Source organism: Methanomassiliicoccales archaeon (assembly GCA_013415865.1).
Classification (GTDB): domain Archaea; phylum Thermoplasmatota; class Thermoplasmata; order Methanomassiliicoccales; family UBA472; genus MVRC01.
In genome coordinates, this window is the sequence record CP058896.1 from 797,557 (window position 1) to 817,092 (window position 19,536).

General features: G+C 54.5%; 15 protein-coding genes. 8 read left to right on the top strand and 7 right to left on the bottom strand.

The window, feature by feature from the left end:
• Nucleotides 1–144 precede the first annotated feature (144 nt).
• The 5 genes from HPY73_03905 to HPY73_03925 all read left to right on the top strand — a co-directional run bounded on the left by HPY73_03905 (nt 145) and on the right by HPY73_03925 (nt 5,899).
• Nucleotides 145–558, top strand: a complete 414-nt coding sequence (locus HPY73_03905; protein ID QLH74674.1) for a CBS domain-containing protein — start codon at nt 145–147, stop codon at nt 556–558.
• Between the two features lie 95 nt (nt 559–653).
• A complete protein-coding gene (locus HPY73_03910) occupies nt 654–1,952 on the top strand; it encodes a phenylacetate--CoA ligase (GenBank protein ID QLH74675.1) in 1,299 nt (432 codons plus the stop codon).
• A 5-nt stretch (nt 1,953–1,957) separates the two neighbouring features.
• Nucleotides 1,958–2,413, top strand: coding sequence for an acetolactate synthase (locus HPY73_03915; GenBank protein QLH75653.1), 456 nt, complete (start codon nt 1,958–1,960; stop codon nt 2,411–2,413).
• 214 nt (nt 2,414–2,627) lie between these two features.
• On the top strand, nt 2,628–4,274 hold the full coding sequence (locus HPY73_03920) for a sodium:solute symporter family protein (protein ID QLH74676.1): 1,647 nt from the start codon (nt 2,628–2,630) through the stop codon (nt 4,272–4,274).
• A gap of 11 nt (nt 4,275–4,285) precedes the next feature.
• Nucleotides 4,286–5,899: a sodium:solute symporter family protein gene (locus HPY73_03925; GenBank protein QLH74677.1), complete on the top strand. Its 1,614-nt coding sequence runs from the start codon at nt 4,286–4,288 to the stop codon at nt 5,897–5,899.
• A 315-nt stretch (nt 5,900–6,214) separates the two neighbouring features.
• Here the strand turns inward: HPY73_03925 and HPY73_03930 are convergent, their stop codons facing one another.
• The 4 genes from HPY73_03930 to HPY73_03945 form a co-directional block, all read right to left on the bottom strand.
• Nucleotides 6,215–7,174: a pyruvate synthase subunit beta gene (locus tag HPY73_03930; GenBank protein ID QLH74678.1), complete on the bottom strand. Its 960-nt coding sequence runs from the start codon at nt 7,172–7,174 to the stop codon at nt 6,215–6,217.
• A complete protein-coding gene (locus tag HPY73_03935) occupies nt 7,171–8,343 on the bottom strand; it encodes a hypothetical protein (protein ID QLH74679.1) in 1,173 nt (390 codons plus the stop codon). Before HPY73_03935 ends, HPY73_03930 begins: the two co-directional genes overlap by 4 nt.
• Nucleotides 8,340–9,239: a 2-oxoacid:acceptor oxidoreductase family protein gene (locus HPY73_03940; protein QLH74680.1), complete on the bottom strand. Its 900-nt coding sequence runs from the start codon at nt 9,237–9,239 to the stop codon at nt 8,340–8,342. Before HPY73_03940 ends, HPY73_03935 begins: the two co-directional genes overlap by 4 nt.
• A gap of 72 nt (nt 9,240–9,311) precedes the next feature.
• Nucleotides 9,312–10,253, bottom strand: coding sequence for a branched-chain amino acid transaminase (locus HPY73_03945; GenBank protein QLH74681.1), 942 nt, complete (start codon nt 10,251–10,253; stop codon nt 9,312–9,314).
• A 185-nt stretch (nt 10,254–10,438) separates the two neighbouring features.
• On the opposite strand from HPY73_03945, the gene HPY73_03950 reads away from it, so the two are divergent.
• The 3 genes from HPY73_03950 to HPY73_03960 all read left to right on the top strand — a co-directional run bounded on the left by HPY73_03950 (nt 10,439) and on the right by HPY73_03960 (nt 16,567).
• Complete coding sequence (locus tag HPY73_03950) at nt 10,439–12,805, top strand: AAA family ATPase (GenBank protein QLH74682.1); 2,367 nt, start codon at nt 10,439–10,441, stop codon at nt 12,803–12,805.
• Between the two features lie 65 nt (nt 12,806–12,870).
• Nucleotides 12,871–14,061, top strand: a complete 1,191-nt coding sequence (locus HPY73_03955) for a redox-regulated ATPase YchF (protein ID QLH74683.1) — start codon at nt 12,871–12,873, stop codon at nt 14,059–14,061.
• 4 nt (nt 14,062–14,065) lie between these two features.
• Nucleotides 14,066–16,567 carry a DNA polymerase II gene (locus HPY73_03960; GenBank protein ID QLH74684.1) on the top strand — a complete coding sequence of 834 codons (2,502 nt, stop codon included), beginning with the start codon at nt 14,066–14,068 and terminating at the stop codon, nt 16,565–16,567.
• 25 nt (nt 16,568–16,592) lie between these two features.
• Here HPY73_03960 and HPY73_03965 read toward each other — a convergent pair whose 3' ends face one another.
• The 3 genes from HPY73_03965 to HPY73_03975 form a co-directional block, all read right to left on the bottom strand.
• Nucleotides 16,593–17,225, bottom strand: coding sequence for a helix-turn-helix domain-containing protein (locus HPY73_03965; GenBank protein ID QLH74685.1), 633 nt, complete (start codon nt 17,223–17,225; stop codon nt 16,593–16,595).
• 61 nt (nt 17,226–17,286) lie between these two features.
• Nucleotides 17,287–18,516: a cation:proton antiporter gene (locus HPY73_03970; protein ID QLH74686.1), complete on the bottom strand. Its 1,230-nt coding sequence runs from the start codon at nt 18,514–18,516 to the stop codon at nt 17,287–17,289.
• A gap of 66 nt (nt 18,517–18,582) precedes the next feature.
• Nucleotides 18,583–19,458: a mechanosensitive ion channel gene (locus tag HPY73_03975; GenBank protein ID QLH74687.1), complete on the bottom strand. Its 876-nt coding sequence runs from the start codon at nt 19,456–19,458 to the stop codon at nt 18,583–18,585.
• Nucleotides 19,459–19,536 lie beyond the last annotated feature (78 nt).

The following is a 19,536-nucleotide window of genomic DNA, read 5'->3' on the forward strand; positions in this document are numbered from 1 at the left end:
GCCTAGATCAATGGAACTGTGCGAAAATGATGAGGATGGCTCGGTGATAAAAATACTTTGAGATCTGATCTTGCCGGACAAAGAACAACTGGAAAGATTCAAGAACTGTTCCATCAATCTGAACTAGGATGAGCTATGGCCAAAATGAGGATGATCCCACCAAGGAAGGTCTCTGAGATAATGTCGAGAGAGATCGTCACTGTTTCTGAAGATGATAGCATAGGAAAGGCCCTGGCCATCTTTGAAGAGAAAGAGTATAACAGTTTGCCTGTTGTCAGGGATGGCCTGCTGGTCGGAATGATCTCGAAGCTAGATGTGCTCAAGGCCATCAACAATGCCAATACCAAGCTTCACCCTGGCCCTCTGGACCTCGAGAACGAGATGGTCAAGGACTTCATGAGAAAGGCGACGGTATCAATAAGGCCAGAAGACGACCTCCGGACGGCCGCTGCTTATATGGTCGAGTTCCGGTTAAGGACCTTGCCCGTCGTAAAGGCCGGAAAGGTGGTAGGGATGCTGTCCGAAGGGGACATAATGGACAACCTGGTATCGGCGTGATGGATCCCCTGGTCGGTCTTTTTATGATCAATTCCCGCTAAGGCTCATATATGCTACATGCTATCACAGGGCATTCTTGAGCGGAGCAGATTTGCATGGCGTGCTGGAACCCCGATATCGAAATGATGTCCAAGAAGGACCTTGATGACCTTCAGTTGGGATTGCTGAAGGACCTGGTCCGCAAGAACTACGAAAGGTCGCCCTTCTACCGTCAGAAGATGTTGAACAACAATGTCAGACCGGAGGACATCAGGACCCTGGATGATGTGGTCAAGCTTCCCTTCATGTCAAAAAAGGACCTGAGGGACAATTATCCAGACAGGCTTTTCACGGCATCTAAGAGAGAGATAGTCCGTTACCACGCATCATCTGGGACCACGGGCAAACCGACCATCGTCGGTTATACGCGCAATGACATCGAGATGTGGTCCGAATCGCTTGGCCGCGCCCTGAGATCGGCCGGGCTGGGCGCTGATGATGTCGTTCAGGTGGCGAACACCTATGGGCTTTTCACGGGGGGGCTCGGTTTCCATTACGCGGCCGAGAAGATCGGGGCGGCGGTCGTGCCTGCCAGCACAGGGAACACGGAAAGGCAGATCCAGATGATCGAGGACCTAGGCGTCACTGCGATGGCCGCCACCCCTTCTTACCTAATCTATGTGGGGGAGGTCGCGGAGAAGATCGGGTACGACCTAAGGAACAGCACCTTGAGGACGGGGCTTCTCGGGGCTGAACCTTGGTCTGACAAGATGCGGGACAGGATCCAGAACTGGCTCGGGGTGAAAGGGATCAACTGCTTCGGTGCCTCGGAGCTATCCGGACCATTATGGTCGGAGTGCGAGGACCAGTGCGGGATACATCTCTGGAGGGACATAGCCCTGGTAGAGATAATCGACCCCGAAACAGGAGAGAGGCTTGGACCGGGTGAGAGAGGTGAGCTGGTGATCACCATGCTCCAGAAGGAGGCCTTCCCCATAATACGTTACCGTATGGGCGACATAACGATGATAGAGAACGACAAATGCTCCTGTGGTAGGGACCACCCACGGATGATGAGGATCACTGGTCGTGTTGACGACATGCTGATAATCAGGGGGATCAATGTGTTCCCATCACAGGTCGAGCATTGTCTTCATACCAATCCAGAGGTCGGGAATGAGTTCCAGATAATCGTGGAGAGGCGGGGCGCGCTGGATGATATGATGGTGAAGGTCGAGCTCAAACCAGAGGCCTTCACCGACAACATTCTCGAGCTGAACGCGTTGAGAGAAAGGATATCTTCAAGATTGAGGAGCTCGTTGAATGTTGGTGCCAAGATAGAGCTGGTGCCACCTGGTTCTCTTCCAAGGTTCGAAGGGAAGGCAAAGCGCGTCGTTGATAGGAGGGAGATCTGATGTCGATCGATCATGCCAAGTATCGGGTGAAGCAGCTATCGATATTCGCGGAGAACAAGCCTGGGATGATCGCGGCGATGGCGAAGGTCATGCGCGACAACGATGTGAACATCCTTGGCTTCAGCATTGCCGAGGGGGCGGGCTACGGTGTTATAAGGGTGATAGTGGACAAGCCCGATATCGCACACGATATGCTGAAGAAGGCCGGTTTCGTCGTGAAGTTCACCGATGTCCTCGCGGTGGAGATGGCCGACAGACCTGGAGGACTGTATGACCTTACGGACATGTTGAGCAGGGCAGGTGTGAACATAGAATATGGATATGGATACCGGAACGAGCCGTGCGCTGTCCTGATAATAAGGGTCGAGGACGTGGACGCCGGGATCGAAAAGATACTTGCACATGGGGCAAGGCTTCTTGACAAAGACCATTTCCAAGGCTCTTGCACCAAAAGACCATAGGGGACGTTTCGTGCTAAATGTTAGCAAGAAGCGGACTAACATATAACATTTATATCCAAAGAAGCCATTCGTCAGAGAAATCAGGGGGAGCAATCTGTGGAAGTACTTGGTATAAGTGACCCATGGGTCTGGGGCGGGTATGCCTTTGCGATCGGTCTTACCGTTGTCTGTGTGATATACGGGATCCTCAATTGGAACAAGGAAGAGGATTGAGATGGTCGATCCTATCTATTTTTGGATAGCCACGGTGATATTCGTCGTCATCACCATCTATCTATCATACCTCGGATACAAGAGAACGAGGCAGGGCGAAGAATATCTTCTGGCCGGAAGGAACGTAAACCCCATAATCATTGGGCTTTCCTATGGTGCCACCTTCATATCGACCTCCGCAATAGTTGGTTTTGGGGGCGTGGCCGCGATATTCGGCATGAGCATAATCTGGCTGGTGGTCCTCAATGTCGGTATCGGTGTCCTTTTGGCCTTCTTGGTCTTCGGGCATCCGGTAAGAAGGCTGGGCAAGAAGCTGGGGGCGGTGACGTTCCCTGACCTCATGAGCAAGGTATACAGATCGGACTTCATCAGGTACTTCATGGCAGTGGTCATTCTGATCGGGATGCCGCTCTATTCGGCCGCGGTCCTTATTGGTGGATCGAGGTTCATAGAAGGGACGTTAGATGTCGATTTTGACGTGGCGATGGTCACTCTTTCGCTCATCGTTGCCCTATATGTTGCCTTCGGAGGGATGAGGGCGGTCATGTATGCTGATGCCTTTCAGGCATTGGTCATGATCCTCGGAATGGGGGCGATCCTAGTGATCACCTTTTCACTCCTGGGGGGTGTGACCGAGGCAAATACGGCACTGAGCAATCTCGCGAACGATCCCGGCGTTCCAGCCCCATTGGCCGCGCAGGGCATGACGGGGTGGACCAGCTTCCCAGAGTTCCTATCCCAGAACTGGTACTTCATGGTGACCACTATAATCATGGGCGTGGGGATAGGGGTCTTGGCCCAGCCCCAGTTGATAGTGCGTTTCATGTGCGCGAAGGATGGAAAGATGCTCAACAGGGCCATACCTGTAGGCGGTCTCTTCATCCTGCTGACCACTGGTGTCGCATATACGGTAGGAGCCTTGTCGAACGTATACTTCATGGACCCTGACAACGGCGGTGCGCTTTCCAGCGTGATCGCAGGGGACAGGGACAAGATCATGCCCTTGTACATAGAGAGCGCTATGCCGGACATCGTGGTCGTGTTCTTCCTCCTGACCTTGCTCGCGGCGGCGATGTCGACGCTCAGTTCATTGTTGCATGCATTAGGTTCCGCGGCAGGGACGGACCTATGGAGCGGCATAAGGCGCTCGAGATTGGTCCCAGAAAAATATAGGAGGCCCAAAGAGGACAATACCTGCTCGCTAAGGTCCAACAGATATGCGGCCTTCCTCATGATCGCCGTGACCTTGGCGGTGGCGTTCTACATGCCGAACGAGATAATCGCTATCGCCACATCTGCGTTCATGGGGCTATGTGCCTCTGCGTTCCTGCCGATGTTCGCGGCCGGGGTGTTCATCAAGAGACCCTCGGTGATCGCGGCAAAGCTCAGCCTTGCGGTCGGGGCGCTGACCTGGTTCATCTGGGGGATGTTCGTCTACGGCTCGGGCACGGTCGAGACCAAATGGTCTGGCTATACTCCGGTCTTTGGCGTATGTCAGGCCCTGTTCGATAAGGCCAGTGTACTCCCCACACCGTATAGCTGGATCGACCCTCTCTTCGTGGCGCTGCCATTGGCGACCTTGATGCTCATCATCGGTTACGCCGTCGATCGTAATAGGAAGGTGGAGAAAGAAGAGAACCAAAGCTAGGCGGTGCGCGAATGGTGGACTCCACGGTGTTCTGGGCCTGTACGATAGCATACTTAGGCGTTACCCTTGGCCTCTCCTACCTGGCATATAAGAAGACCAGGGTCGGAGAGGACTTCCTGCTTGCTGGAAGGAATGTACCATCATGGGTGATCGGCCTATCATATGGTTCCACCTTCATTTCCACCTCAGCCATCGTCGGATTCGGGGGTGTGGCGGCGGCCTACGGCATGGGCATCATATGGCTCACCGTACTATGCATCGGGGTCGGCGTGCTTGTTGCATTCCTGTTATATGGGAAGAGGGTGAGAAAGATAGGGAAATCCCTGAGAGCGATGACGTTCCCGGACCTTCTTGGAAAACGGTTCAACTCTCCTTTCCTGCAGTATTCAACGTCGTTGCTGATATTATTGATGATGCCGCTATATGCTTCCGCAGTATTGATCGGAGGCTCTCAGTTCCTCAGGACCACATTGGACATAGATTATAACGCCGCACTTCTCGGTTTTGCGGTGATCACAGCTGTATATGTGGTGTTCGGAGGCCTCCTGGCCGTGATGTACACTGATTCGTTCCAAGGTGCCGTCATGCTCTTCGGCATGACGGCGATCCTTGTCCTGACATTTGTCTATCTTGGAGGATGGGAGGCGGCCAATACCTCCCTCGCTGGACTGGCGACTGACCCAGGCGTCCCGGCGGGCCTGAGGGCCCAGGGTATGAACGGCTGGACCGAGTTCCCGGACGCGTTCAGCTCCAATTGGCTTGTCCTGGTGACCACTGTGATCATGGGCGTGGGGATAGGGGTCTTGGCCCAGCCCCAGTTGACCGTCAGGTTCATGACGGCCAAGGACGGGAAGATATTGAACAGAGCGGTTCCCGTAGGGGCTTTGTTCATCGGTCTGTCCACCGGTGTGGCGTTCACCATCGGGGCACTATCCAATGTTTGGTTCTATAGCAAGACCGAGAACCCGAAATATTTCGGGAAGCTCGCCACGCAGGTGGCCATCGATAAGAACATCGACACGATAATCCCCCTCTATATCAACGATGCCATGCCTGACCTGATCGTTGTCATATTCATGCTGACGCTGCTCGCGGCCGCAATGTCGACGTTGAGCGCATTGTTCCACACGATGGGCTCTTCCGCCGGTCATGACCTTTGGTGCCACCTTGCCCCTTCAAGGCTCATGCCGAAGAAGTACAGGCAGGACATCACCGCCTGCTCGCTCAGGGCGAACAGATATGGCACGGCCATGATGATCTTCTTCTCGGTCCTGTTGGCGTTCTATATGCCTGGAAGCATCATCATGAGGGCGACGGCCATGTTCATGGGCCTTTGCGCGGCCGCATTCCTGCCGATGTTCACATATGGCATCTTTTCCAAGGAACCAAGGGCGATGCCGGCCAAGATATCGCTGGTGGTAGGGGCGGTGACATGGTTCACATGGACCGCCTTCGTGCACATCAAAGAGTCAGAGCCGTTGGGGATCAGCAACCTCCTGTTCGGAAGACCGGCGGTTCTTGACATGCCCTGGCAGGTCGTCGACCCTCTGGTCATCGCCCTGCCTGCATCGGTCATCGCCCTGATAGCTGCGGTCGCAGTGGACCGGTGGGCACGGATGCGCTAGGACATCTCGTCCTCAAACCAGATATGCCATCGGTCAAGACCCCTGACCGACCGATACTGATGGTCCTTCCTATAGAGGTGGATTAATAAAGGGCCTTCTATCGAACGACGGGCATCCGACCAGAGATGGAATGGGGCTGCTAGAATGAAAAGATGGCCAGAGGGTGCCAGGACCTATGTGTCCCTATTAAAATGACCACCCTTCATGGCATGGTCTGAAACGGGCTTCGGACCTCTGACATCGAACAGCGAGCATTGCTGTGAAGATGACCAGGCCCGGGTCAGAGAAGACCATGGCGGGAGCTTTAAAGGCCGTTCAGATCCCTTCGTTATCTTCCTCGACCATCGATAGCTCTTCCTCCTCCGACCTTGGTACAGGGGACACCATGTCAGGTTCATAGTGCATCTTCCACTTTTTGCATATCCATTTTTGCAACGTCTCGATGTCCTCCTTTGACATATGCTTGAACCTTCCCTGCATCTTGAGATAGTTCTCGACCGGGACCATCTCCTTCGGTCGGTATGTGATGCGCTTCGCCCCATCCTCTATCTCATATAACGTCCACATCCCCGTTTCGACCGCCAATCGTGCCAGCTCATATGTCGCCGATGGCTCCGTCTTCCAGCCAGAGGTGCATGGTGTCATGATGTGAAGGAACCTGAAGCCCCTCTTCCCCTTTGCCTTCTCAACTTTCCTAAGGAAGTCTCCAGGATGTGCTATGGAAAGGGTGGCTGCATACGGTACCTCCTGCGCTGCGATCACTGACATCAGGTCTTTCTTGTGCTGCCTCTTCCCTTGGATGACCTTCCCGACCGGCGTCGTGGTCGTCCATGCGCCAAAGGGCGTCGACCCCGAGCGTTGCGTGCCTGTGTTCATATACGCCTCGTTGTCCACGCATACATAAAGCACATCATCGTTCCTCTCCGCCGCCCCTGAGAGGGCCTGGAGCCCTATGTCAAAGGTACCTCCATCGCCGGCAAAGCCCACCACGTACGATGCCTTCCCTTGTCTTCTGAGACCTGCGGAGATCCCTGAGATCACGGCACCGGTGTTCTCGAACGCTGAATATATGAAAGGGACCTTCAATGCGCTGATGGGGTATTGCGCAGAGAAAACGAGGAAACAGGAGGCCGGCGCATACACTATCGTGTCTGGCCCGAGCACCCTCAGCACATTGTTCACCGCCGTGCTAAGACCGCAGCCGCCACAGGCACCATGGCCAGAGGTCAACATGTCCTCCTGCGGCATCGTCCGTATCGTCAACTGCTTGCTCATATCTGCTCACCCCTCAGTCCATGCCAATAACAATCCCTTCCCCCGCCCTTCACGCTGTCCTCTATCCTCTGGAACATCTCCTTGAACATCTGGACCGTCAGGTCCCTTCCACCTATCCCTGCTATATGGTCCGTGACAGGGACCCCTGTCCCATAGAGCGAGTTCCTTGCCTCTGTGAACACTGGACCAAAGCCGTTCATCGATATGGAACGGTCGAAGACACCAAAGGCCTTCACATGCTCGAGGGCCCTTCTGAGCCTTTCATGCGGGAACGGCCTCATGAAACGCAGCTTGATCAGACCTACCTTCCTGCCCTCGGCCCTCAGTTCATCCACCGCTACCCTTGCCGTGCTTGTTGCGGTACCAAGCGTCATCAGCGCATAGTCAGCGTCCTCCATGCGATACTCCTCGATCACCCCACCATATCTCCTGCCGAACATCTTTGAAAATTCTTCATCGACCTCGTCGATGAAGGGCGCCACTCCCCTCATGAGATGGTCCATCTGATACCTCATCTCCATGGAATGCGCCGGTGACACCGCTATGTTTATGAACTTAGGGTTGGACGTATCCAGATAGTTCATGGGCCTGAACCTGGGAAGGAATGCATCGACCTCTGACTGCTCAGGAACAAGGACCTTTTCCACCGTATGGGAGAGGACGAATGCATCAAGGCAGACCATCATCGGTAGCATCACACGATGGTCCTCGGCGACCCGATACGCCTGGATGATTGCGTCCATGGCCTCCTGGCAGTCCTCCACATATACCTGCATCCATCCGGACTCGCGCTCGGGCATCGAGTCGTTGTACTCTGCCCAGATGCCAGAACCTGCCCCGAGGCTCCTGTTGACGTTGGCCATCACTATGGGCAGCCTGGTCTGCGGGGCGACGTAGAGCATCTCGTGCATCAAGGCCAACCCTTGCGATGCGGTCGCGGTGAAGGTCCTTACGCCGGTCGCTGACGCACCGACCGCCATGGACATGGCCGAGTGCTCGCTGTCGGCGTGCATGAAGGTCGCATCGAACTCTCCATCGAATATGAAATCAGATATCTTCTCTATGATCAGGGTCTGCGGGGTTATCGGGTAGGTAGGGATGACATCCACCTTGCAGAGCTTGACCGCATGGGCGACGGCATGGTCCCCGCTCAGGACCTTGACCTTCATAACCTCGCCCCCCTTACCATCTCTATCGCTCTTGCAGGACATACCGTTGAGCATATGCCGCATCCTTTGCAATGGTCATAATCGATGTCGATCCTGTCGTCCTTCCGGCGATGTATCGCAGCGTCAGGACAGATGAACCAGCATTTTACGCACCTGACACATCTCTCCTCGATGTATCTAGGTGTCCTGGTCCTCCAGGTGCCTGTCCTCACTTGGACGGCCGACCCTGGCCCGACCTTCATCCCCCCGACCTCCCCGGGATGGAGGGCCACACCAGCAGGCATGTCCTGCCAGGTGGGTAGCCACATGCTCCTTTTCGCCTGTTGTCTCTTAGCGATGCTCTCGCCTATAATGGCCTTCTCATAGGCCCTCTGGGCGGCCTCTGCGTTCAGGGCCCCTGCCTTCTCACCAAGATGTTCCCCGAACCTGCTGATGATCGCCTTCTTGATGGAGCCCAAGGAGACCAGGGGGTCCGCCTTGGCCATCGCCCCTAGTATCGCGGTGTTCACGATCGGTGCCTTCAAGGTCTCAAGGGCTATCGTGGTCGCATCGACGGTCACGCATCTGACCCTCTTTCCCAGATCTATATTTTCAGGTGAAGAGCTGGTGTTGATCACTGCTGAGCCCGTATCCTTCAGGCCGTCAGCGACGGGCTCGATGTCGAGAAGGGATTCGTCCATGACGACGAGCATGTCGGGAACATATACCTGCGTCCTCACGCTGATCTTCTTGGTGTCGATCCTCGCAAAGGCCATGACCGGAGCTCCTCTTCTCTCTGCACCGAAGTGCGGGAAGGCCTGGGCCTCGAGCCCTTCGTTCACCGCCGCCTCGGCTATGGTCTGTGCTGCCATGACCGCCCCTTGCCCTCCCCTGCCGTGGAACCTTATCTCGAACATGCTACCTCACCTGCCACGAATATGACCTGACGTTCTTGTCCAGAAGGAATTGTCACCAGCCCGACCTTTTCCTTATTTCTTAACCTCGACGAGGTCCAGCCAATGCCTGTATTTGGGCAGATTGCCTCTCGCTGCCTCGAAGAATGTCTCCTGTATCTGCTTGGTGATCGGACCACGCTTGCCGTTCCCTATCGCCCTTCCGTCCAACGACCCGCATGGTGTGACCTCCGCCGCGGTGCCTGTCATGAAGAACTCATCGGCGTTCCATATCTCTGACCGTGTTATCTCCCTCTCGATGACCTCGTACCCAAGGTCCTTCGCGATGGTAAGGACCGAGTCCTTGGTGATCCCTTCAAGCACACCAGATGCAATAGGGGGGGTGATCAGCTTACCGCCCCTGATGATGAAGATGTTCTCTCCAGGCCCCTCTGCCACGGTCCCGTTCGAGTTCAGCATCAGGCCCTCATCGGCGCCGAGCATGTTTGACTCGATCTTGCATAGGACGGAGTTGACATAATTTCCACAGATCTTCGCCTGCAGAGATGTGGATTCATTGGTCGGTTTCTTCCAGGAGGATGTGATTATCTTCGCTCCCTTTTCCAGGCTCTCCTTCCCCAGGTAGGCGCCCATGTAGGCCAATGCGACCGCCACCCTTACTGGGAAGATCGTGGGGTTCAGCGTGATCTTGTCCTGTTCGTTGTGGCCATAATATGCCAACGGGCGGATGTAGTCCATGTGGGGGGGGTTGACCCGGACCGTCTCTCGCACGGCCTCGCACATCTCGTCGACACTGTATGGTATCTTCATGTTGAGCGCCTTCGCGGAGTTCTCGAACCTGACCATGTGGTCCTTTAGTCTGAAGACCGCGCGGCCCTGCGAAGTATGGTATACACGGATGCCTTCGAAGACGCCCGTACCATAGTGAAGGGCGTGGGTCATGATCGGGACCACGGCCTTCTCCTTCTCGATCATCTTTCCGTCCATCCAAACGTACTGCTGCTCCTTCTTTTCCATGCCTTCAATCTCCAGCTGGACCGATCTTTCTTAAGATGTTGAGGCCCCTTGAAAGGGCCATGCAATGATTTGTCATGCCATAGCAGATTGGATATTTCAAAGATATTGTGGTTACTCCTGATGGGATGAAAATAATATTATAACGAACGGGTCCAATCGTTGCAATCATCATCGGAGTGAAAAAGATGAGGGAGCTGAGCGTCAAGGAATGCAGCGAGCAGTGCCCGTCGCTGATGTTCGATTGCAAGAGCACAGCGGAGCTCACGCCGTTGGAAGAGATCATAGGCCAGGACAGGGCGGTCCGGGCGTTGCAATATGGCCTCAGGATGAGGGACAGCGGTTTCAACATCTTCATATCTGGTGTCCCTGGGACCGGCAGGAAGACGTCGGTGGTGAACTTCATACAGGAACTGTCGAGGTCGATGCCTGTGCCGAAAGACTATGTCTACGTCAACAATTTCAAGGACCCGAGCCGACCGATATCCATCGGCCTCCCTCCTGGCAAGGGAAAGGAGCTCAAACGTGAGATGGAGCTGTTCACCCAGGGCCTTGTCAAAGCCCTCCAGACAGCCTTTGAGAGCGAGGCATACGCTAAGAAGAGAGAGGCCGCCATCAAATCTATCGAGACGGAGCGTAACAACATAATCATTGAGGCCAGCAAGATGGCCCAGGAAGAGGGCTTCCTCCTTCAGGCAACACAGCTCGGTCTGAGCGTGGTGCCGATGACGGAGGGCAGGGCCTTGACCCCGGATGAGATGTCCAGACTACCGGCAGTCCTCCAGAAGGAGATAGAGCTCAAGAGAATGGACCTGGAGGGGAGGCTGAGGGAGTACCTCAGACCTTTAAGGGAGCTTTCCCGCAAGGCCGAGAGCCTTATGACGGATCTCAATAGGACGACGGCCGACCTTGCCATGGACCCACTTCTTGAGAAGGCCAGAGAGATATTCAAGGGGAACGAGGCCGTCGAGAGATATCTTTTAGAGGTCGAGGAGGATGTGCTCAACAACCTACCAGTGCTGCTCCTGCCCCCTCAATCGCTTCCGCCTGGTGCGGTCCCCCCGGACCCGACGAGGGGATATAAGGTCAATCTCATCGTTGACAACACAGGACTTCAGAACGCACCGACCGTCATAGAGTCGAGCCCGACGCATAACAAGCTTTTCGGCTATAGCGAGAAGGAGGTGAGGTTCGGGACGCTTTTCACCGATTACACTATGATACGCGGTGGTTCCGCGCACAGGGCCAACGGCGGGTTCCTCGTCATCGAGGCCGAGAGGCTGCTCGCGGACCCTTTCGCTTACCAGGCGTTAAAGCAGACAGTACAACAAAAGAAGCTGACGGTCGAGGAGCCGGCCGCAAGGTTTGATTTCATGGTCACCAAGACCTTGCACCCCGAGCCTGTGCCTTTTGACTGCAAGATAGTCCTGATGGGCAGCCCTCAGCTGTATGACCTCCTGTTCAGCTATGATCAGGAGTTCAGAGAGCTCTTCAAGGTCAAGGCGGATTTCGATGTGATCATGGACAGGACCGAGGAGAATATCCGCCGATATGCGTCGTTCATATGCACGTTATGTAAAAAGGAGGGACTGAGACATCTTGAACCGCAGGCACTAGCAGCCGTGATCGACCATAGCTCAAGGCTTGCGGAGGACAAGAACAAACTCTCCACCCAGTTCAGTGCCGTCGCTGACCTGATCCGTGAAGCGAATTTCTACGCCGGAGAGGACGGTTCAGATGTCATAAAAAAGGAACATATCATGAGACAGCTCGAGGAGAAAGAATATCGTTCGAACATGGTCCAAGAACGGATCGGTGAGATGATCGCCAATGGGACCCTTTTGGTCGACACTGAGGGTGAGGTGGTAGGTCAGGTCAATGGTCTCGCGGTCTATCAGGTCGGTGACCATACCTTTGGGAAGCCCAGCAGGATCACTGCGAGCGTCGGGGTCGGACGCGAGGGCGTAGTCGATATTGAGAGACAGGCGCAGATGGGCGGTCCGACACATACGAAGGGTGTCCTCATCCTCAGCGGCTACCTCAATCTGATGTACGCGCAGAAGAGGCCTCTCAGCCTGAACGCGAGGTTGGTCTTCGAGCAGAGCTATTCAGGGGTTGATGGGGACAGCGCCTCGAGCACCGAGCTTTATTGCATACTTTCCGCCCTGGCCAACAGACCTATCAAACAATGCTATGCCGTGACAGGGTCCGTCAACCAGAGAGGACAGGTGCAGGCCATCGGCGGGGTGAATCAGAAGGTCGAGGGCTTTTATGAGGTGTGTAAGCAGCGCGGGCTCAACGGCACCCATGGATGTCTCATCCCCCAGAGCAATGTGAAGAACCTCATGCTGAAGCAGGAGGTCCTCGATGCGGTCGCCGAGGGAAAGTTCCACATATTCCCCGTCAGCACGATCGATGAGGGGATAGAGATCCTGACGGGGTTGCCTGCCGGCGCCAGGAGAGACGATGGCACCTTCCCTGAGGGTACCATCCATCAGCTCGTCCAATCTCGGCTCGATGAGATGGCAGAGAGTATCAAGGAATATCACATCTGAAAAAGATGCCAGCATCCGATAGGCAATCATTAATCTAATCCGAGAAGATAAGGGGACCGAGATGCATGTTGATAGGTATCGTCGGTAAGCCAAACGTCGGCAAGTCCACATTCTTCAGCGCGGCCACCTTGGCACCTGCTGAGATAGCAAATTATCCGTTCACGACCATTAAACCGAACAGGGGGGTCGCTTACCTACGTGTCAAATGTCCGCATGTCGAGCTAGGGCATGTCTGCAACCCCAGGAACTCGCATTGCGAGAATGGGACCAGGCTAGTCCCTGTAGAGCTCCTTGATGTCGCTGGTCTTGTTCCAGACGCTCACAAGGGCAAGGGCCTTGGGAACCAGTTCCTGGATGACCTTCGCCAGGCGGACGCCTTCGTCCATATCGTCGATGCCACCGGTGGCACTGATTGCGAGGGGGTTGCGGTACCCCAATGCAGCCATGACCCGATGGAGGATGTAAGGTTCTTGGACGCGGAGATCTCCCAATGGATGAAAGGCATTTTGGAAAAAGGCTGGGAGAAGGCCGCCAGACAGGCCCATCTCGAGGGACATAAGGTCCATGAGCTGATCCATCAGAAGCTGACCGGGCTCGGGGTCTCGGAAGGTTCAATTTTGGCGGCGCTCAGGGAGACGCCTTTGCCTGAGAACATCACCAATTGGAAAGAGGATGACATGCTCAAGCTCTGCCGGTCGATCAGAAGGCATAGCAAACCGATGATGATCGCGCTCAACAAGGCCGATGTTACGCCGCCCGAGTTCCTCAAAAGAATGATGGATGTGCCAGGTTACATCACGGTCCCAACCATGGCCGAGGCCGAGCTAGCTCTAAGAAAGGCCGCAAAGGCGGGCCTCGTAACATATCTCCCAGGGTCGGACGGGTTCAAGGTGAACGACCCTTCAAGGCTGAACCCCCAGCAGGCAAAGGCCTTGGAATACATGGCCCAGAACATGAGGAGGCTGAACGGCACGGGGGTCCAGACCGTGCTTGAGACCGCCGCGTTCAAGCTCCTTGACATGATCGTCGTCTATCCTGTCGAGGACGAGAACAAATGGACGGACCATGACGGGAATGTCCTGCCCGATGCTTTCCTCGTAAAAAGGGGCTCTACCGCGAAGGACCTCGCGTACAAGATACATACCGACCTTGGCGACAATTTCATCCGCGGCATCAATGCCAGGACGAAGCGCGTCGTAGGACATGACCATGTGCTCCAGGACGGCGAAGTGATGTCGATCGTTTCCAAGAAGTGATACCATGGAGAGCTGGGACCTTCGCATCGTGAGCGCCACCTACAAATCGACCCCGGACGAGAACATAGTGGTGGAGATCTATGGCCATACCCGGGACGGAAGGTCTATAGTGGCCTTGGACCTCATCAAGGACCAGATGGAGAAGAGGCCTTACTGCTTCATCGTGAGCGAAGACCCTGACCTGGATGAATTTCTTAGGGCCAGGAGGGAGGTGCTTGATGTGCGAAGGGTGACCCTCTTCCATAGAGGGGCGGACCGTAGCTGTGTGCGGGTGACTGTGAGGTTGCCCAAGCATGTCAAGCAGCTCAGGGAGGATACCAGGATAAGAGGGGAGTTCCTCGCGGCCGACATACCTTTCTATCTCAGGTACATCTATAACAACGACCTTGGTTCCTGCATAAAGGTATTTGGGAGAAAGGTCGAGAAAGGGAATTACACCGCCGACCTGGTCGTAGAGGTAGGACGTACAGAGACCGTAGAGGCGTTCAATCCACCGTTGCGTGTGCTGAGCTTCGATATCGAGAACAGCCTCAAGGACATCAATGACGGCAAGGTCATGATAGGGGAGATCGACTCTGAGACCGAGGAGGCGCCCGACGAGTTCTATAACAAAAGGATACTCACCATATGTTGTGTCCTCCAAGTTGGGAAAGAGATCGTCGAGAGGGCATCCTTCCGAGGCTCTGAGAGGAAGATGCTGGAGGAGTTCACCGAGTATATCAGGAGCCGGGACCCGGACATCATCTCCGGGTATAACATCGAAGGGTATGACCTCAGGGTCATCGAGAAACGTGCGACCCAGCTCGGCGTTCCTCTGAGATGGGGGAGGGACGGCTCGTCCTTGAACGGAAGGAGGGACCAAAAGTACAATAAACCGGTCTGGGAGGTCACAGGCCGTCTCATCGTTGACGCCTGGTGGGCCGTCAAGATGGACCTTCGTCCGAAACAGGAGACGCTCAATGCCGTTTCCATGCAATTGCTCGGAGGAGAGACGAAGCTCGATGTAGATCCAAGGAAAATGGACGAGGAGTGGGAGAAGAACTCGGACCGGGTGGTCGAGTATTGTACGAGGGATGCCGAGCTTTCGCTCAGGATACTCAATAAGCTTGAGAGGGTCCGGAAGATAATGGACCTTGCTACCGTCTCAAAGCTCCCTCTGGAGGACGTGATGAAGAACAGGTCATCGCTCCTCATAGATTCCATACTTATCCGTCAGGCAGACCGTTCTGGCGTCGGCGTGCCGATGACAAAGAGCTTCCGGGACGACGAGGAGGCGATAGAGGGAGGATATGTCCACGAGATAGAACCTGGATTATACCATTGGGTGTGCGTCCTCGACTTCAAATCGATGTACCCCTCCATCATCATTGCCAAGAACATATGCTTCACGACGCTGAGCCCGGACGGGAAGATAGTGAGCCCGAACGGTGTCCATTTCCTTGACAAGGCCCAGAGAGAGGGCCTGTTGCCGAACATCTTGGTCCGCCTTATGAAGGAGAGGGATGACACCAAGAGGAGGATGAAGGAGGCCAAGGACAAGGACGAGGAACAGTATTATGACGGGCTGCAGCAGGCCATAAAGATACTCATGAACTCGTTCTATGGGGTATTCGCATCGTCGTTCTATCGCTTCACCGACAAGAACATAGGTTCCTCCATCACTGCCTTTGCCCGGGAGACCACCAAGGGCATCATCCAGAACCTTGAGAGAGAGGGTTACAAGGTGATCTACTCTGACACCGATTCGGTCTTCGTAAAATCACCAGATGAGGACCTCGAGGGGGCAAAGGCCTTCGGAATGAGGATGGCGGAGCGCTTCTCGAAGGAGGGGGGGATGTTGGAGTTCGAGAAGATAATGGAGTCCATGTTCTCCCACGGCAAAAAGAAGAGATATGTCGGAAGGACGGTCTGGCCGAAGAAGGAGCTCGTGGTCCGGGGCTATGAGATGAGGCGTACGGACTCCTTCGACCTGCAGGCGGAGACACTACAGGCGGTCTTCGACAGGATCCTTGATGGCGACATCGATGGGGCGATGAAGGTCGCCAGGAGCTCGGTGCAGGAGGTCTTGCAGGGAAAGGTCGACCCGAGGAAGCTTGTGATATCGAAGGGGTGCAAGGCCTTCAGCTCATATGCCAATCCAGATAGCCAGGCCACGGTGCAGGCCGCAAAAAAATTGATCTCGATGGGGTATCAGTTCGTACCTGGCATGAAGGTGTCATGGATCGTGACAAATTCCAGAAGGACGCCGCAGGAGGTGACCCCTTGGGTCGAGGGGCGGCCCTTCGAAGGTACCCCCGACTGGCGTTATTATGCTGAAAGGGTGGCGCAGACGGTGTCCAGGGTCACTGAGGTATGGGGCCTTGACGACAGAAGCCTTATGTCCGGAAACACGCAGTCCAATTTCTTGAACGGCAATTTCGGGCCTCAGGAGGACAAGGTTCCGACGAACAGGAAGACAGAGGTCAAGAAGACCAATAAAAGACTCTCGCTCGATGATTTCATGTGAACCGGTCAGACCTTAGGCGGATCATCTATCTGTTCTTCAGGAGGTACATCTCCACGAGCTTCTTTTGAGACGACTGTAATGATTCGTAAAGGGTCGATTGGACGATCCCAAGCCTTTTTGCAAGCTCCTTTGCGCTTATCCTTCTGGGATAGTCGAAGTATCCCAGTTCATAGGCTGTCATGAGAACGCGCTCCTGGTTCTTAGATAAGACCTTGCTGTCCTCGACCCTCGATTTCCTGAGGAGCCTGACCTCGCATCCTGTTTCCACCATTCCTTGGACAAGACTGCGCAGGGACTCCTCTTTCCCAATAAGAATGTGCCATTCGATCGTCCCGTCCCGCTTTGCCCTTGCTCCCTTGATGAAACCATGTGACCTGATGATCTTTGTGAAAGCATACCAACGACGGACGGTCACGCTGCCGGTAAGCCGTCCGTCCTTTTGGACCTCAAGGTTCGTCCTCAAAATATCTTGATGAGAATTGATCTCAAAGAGGACCTTTTTTGATGTTTCTTCATCTGCCTCAACCTCTATGATCCCCTCTACCTCTCCCCCTTCCCTTTGTATCAGACTATGGATCATGATCGGCGTCTGCGTCTTCCTCGCGACGTCCACGGCCCAGCTCTCTGGGGGCCTAATTCTTATGATCACATCGAACAACCATCTCTCCCCCCTTTAGAGCAAGGTATGAGAGTTCGACCAATTATAACTGACCGGTCCGCTATGATCTTCTGCCCAACCTGGAAAGCACGAACGCGCCGACCGAGGCGCCTATTGTGGTATACAGGATTATCATCACAGTGATGCCGACGATCAGGTTACCATCTTCAACAGACACGGCGCCGGATGTCAGTGGGAGGGAGGCAAGGACCGCTGCGCTCAGCCCTCTCGGCATCATCACCACGTAGCCAATGGGATCGTGCCCGTTCATACCGAGGCTCTTTCTCTCGACCATCACCCCGAGCCATCTGACGAAGAAAAGGCCAGCAAATATGACGATGCTGAACAGGATGTCTCCCTTTCCAAGTGCTATGGTGCCAAAGAACAATCCTAGGTAGACGAAAAAGAATGTCCGGACGAAGAAGGTTATCTCCTGATTCAACTTGATTATGTCCCTCCCTATCTCAATGACCTCCTCTACCATGCCAAGCCTCGTGACGACCTCATGTCTGTTCCCTAGCACCAGGCCGAAGACCAATGCGGCTATGGCCCCTCCTCCGCTTTCGCCGATGATCATGTTCGTGATCGAATAGATGACGAAAACGACCCCTAAAGTGATCATATATGCCAACGGCCGCCCCTGTAACCTTGCAAGGGCCTTGATCCACAATATGCCGGCCCCTCCTCCGATGGCTATCGAAAGCAAAAAGGACAATATCAAGACCCTGACGGCATCAAGGGCCGATGCCGATTGCTCCCTCATCAAGAAGATCAGGAAGATGGCGATGACGATCACGAGGACATCCGTGATCGCGGCCTCCAATGTCAAGATCGTCCTCGCCTTATCGGTCATCCTCATCCTTTTGACCATTGGGATGACTATCGCTCCGCTAGTACCTCCGATGATGGTCCCCAGTGTCAGGCCCAAGATGAGGTCCCAACCAAGAAGCACACTTGCTATGACCGCCACGATGACTATCGAGAGGAAGAACTCCAATAGGGTGTGAAGGACGGCGTGCCTCAAGGAACCGAACACCATCCCCAGGTCCAACCCCAGACCCGCGTCGAAAAGGATGATCGCGAGGGCCACCCCGGCCACATATGGGGTGATCTCCATGATATTGTCCGTAAGGGACCCGCTCACGATCCCCGCCAAGCCCGGGCCGAGGATGAACCCGAGAAGTATCAGCAATAGGACGTCAGGGAAGCCGATCCTTTGGAACAAATAATCGGCCATGAAACCAAGTATGATGCTCAGGCCGAGGACAAGGAAAATGACGTCAGGCGTCAATTGCTCACTGTTTGCCGATGGGGTGCATTTTATAAAAAAGTAGTGAATGAGGAGAGATGGCCAGCATCATGTATCGGCCATCTCTATGTTCTCCTCCTTGAACCTGCGATTGATGTTGCCTAGGAATTTTGATATTATCTCGTCCTGTCTTTGAGGGTCCTTCACCCAGATCTTTACGTTCAATGTGATCCTGCTCTCTTCCAGCCTTACAATGTTGAGCTGCGGGTCGAACATCTTCATGTCGGGATGAGAACCGAAGATCGCCTGGATGTTCGGCCTTTCCAGGAGCTTGATGAAGGCCTTTTTCTCTTCGCCCTTGAGGTTCGGAAGTATGTTCTCATCGATGTCCGCCTCGTGCAGTACAATCTTGTATGCCTTTCCAAGGTCTGTCCCCTGCTTCAAGTAGATCGGGATGTCAAAGGCCACAAACCCTGCCCTTGTGTAATTGACGACCTTGTTCGATATTACGAAAGAATTAGGCAATGCTATGATCTTGCCGTTGATCTCCCTGAGCTCAGTATACATCAGGCTGATGTCCTTTACCTTCCCCATCCTTGTTATGGGGAACCCCCCGATCTCGACCCAATCCTCAAGCTCGATCGGTTTGGATATGGAGATCAAGATGCCGGCGAAAACGTTCTGCAAGACCTGCTGGGCCGCGAGAGCGACCGCCAGGCTTATGATCCCCAGCGAGACGAAGAGCTCGGACAGGTTGAGCTTGAGCAATATGACGAAACCGATGTAGAGACCGATCAATATCAGGACATACTGGGTTAATCTGGCGAAGCTCTTCGACGACTTCTTGGTTATCCTCGCGTCCAGATATCTCCTTATAAGAAGATATAGGATCTGGGCGATCATCAGGGTCAGCCCTATGAAGACGGCAAATATGATGAGGTCCCATAAGGTCAGGTCCCCCATTATCGTGTCGCTGAAGGCCATATTGCTGACATAAGGCATCGAGGGTAAAAAAGATTGGCCGAAGAGCGTGCTCCCGACATTCCTGCCCCCGGCCTTAGG